Raw genomic sequence first — 1,235 nt, forward strand, 5'->3', positions numbered from 1 at the left:
CAGGTGTCAGGATAGTTGTCGCCTCTAACTTTTAATAGAGGCAATAAAATGAGACGTCGATTTACACAAGAATTTAAAGTTCAAGCTGTTGAAAAAGCATTATCTCAATGTGATGATGTTCGCCTAGAAGATATTGCGTTTGATTTAGGCATCGGTTATTCAACCTTGCAACGATGGATTACGCTTGCTAAAAAACATGAACTTGAAACTAAAAATAATGGTAGTCACATGACAACAGAAAAACGCCCTCATGACTGGAGCTTAGAAGAAAGGCTTAATGCCATTATTGAATGTGCGAGTTTAGATGAAGCAGCTCTTAATGAATATTGCCGTGCTAAGGGGCTTTACCCGCATCATATTAAACAGTGGAAGCAAGATTTTGCTAAAGGGCCTTCAACGAAGCCCATAAAATCAGACAGTAAACAGCTCAAACAAGAAATTAAGCAACTTCAAAAAGAGCTTAATCGTAAAGACAAAGCGTTAGCAGAAACAGCTGCCTTACTTGTACTCAAAAAAAAAGCAGATGCGCTTTGGGGTTTCAACGAGGACGATTAACCAGCTCAACTGAACGTCATGAACTGATAAAGCTCATTACCGACGCGCAGAAATCAGGGGCAAGGCAAGCAAAAGCATGTGAGTTACTTGGTCTAACGGCAAGAACAATTCAACGCTGGATTGAAGCTGATGATATGACAGATAAGCGAACGAGTACGATAAAGCGACCACCTAACAGGCTAACTGAATTAGAGCAACAGCGTATTATTAAGACAGTAAATTCAATAGAATACGGACATTTACCACCCAGCAAGATAGTCCCTAAACTATTAGATAAAGGTGTGTGGATAGCATCAGAAAGCTCGTTTTATCGTGTTATGAAATCACATAAATTATTAACACACAGAGAAAAAGTTAAACCAAATAAAAAGATAAAAAAGCCAAAAGCGCTCAAGGCAACACGTGTAAACGAAATTTATACATGGGATATCACCTATTTGCCAACAGCGGTTAAAGGTCAGTTTTTATACTTATATTTAGTGATGGATATTTATAGTCGAAAAATAGTTGGTTGGCAGGTTCATGACACACAGCTAAGCACACTGGCGGCTGATTTAATGGTAGATATTTGCAGGCGAGAGCAGGTAAAGCCAGATCAAGTCACGTTGCACTCGGATAATGGCAGTCCAATGAAAGGGGCAACGTTATTGGCAACATTGCAGGAGTTAGGTATTGTGCCT

The 1,235-nt window shown here is 39.4% G+C and carries 2 protein-coding genes; both read left to right on the plus strand.

Annotation, left to right across the window (positions count from 1 at the left end; all coding sequences use genetic code 11):
* The first annotated feature begins 48 nt into the window (after positions 1-48).
* Positions 49-555, plus strand: coding sequence for a transposase (locus J5X91_RS17950; RefSeq protein ID WP_008467666.1), 507 nt, complete (start codon positions 49-51; stop codon positions 553-555).
* The coding region (locus J5X91_RS17955; protein ID WP_208835392.1) for a DDE-type integrase/transposase/recombinase at positions 531-1,235 on the plus strand (705 nt) is incomplete at its 3' end. The genes J5X91_RS17950 and J5X91_RS17955, both read left to right, overlap by 25 nt.

Source organism: Pseudoalteromonas sp. K222D, from assembly GCF_017653575.1.
In the GTDB taxonomy this organism is placed as follows: Bacteria; Pseudomonadota; Gammaproteobacteria; order Enterobacterales; family Alteromonadaceae; genus Pseudoalteromonas; species Pseudoalteromonas nigrifaciens.

Coding starts and splice junctions, on each gene's coding strand:
- J5X91_RS17950 (WP_008467666.1), top strand. CDS start 49: ATGAGACGTCGATTTACACAAGAATTTAAAGTTCAAGCTGTTGAAAAA.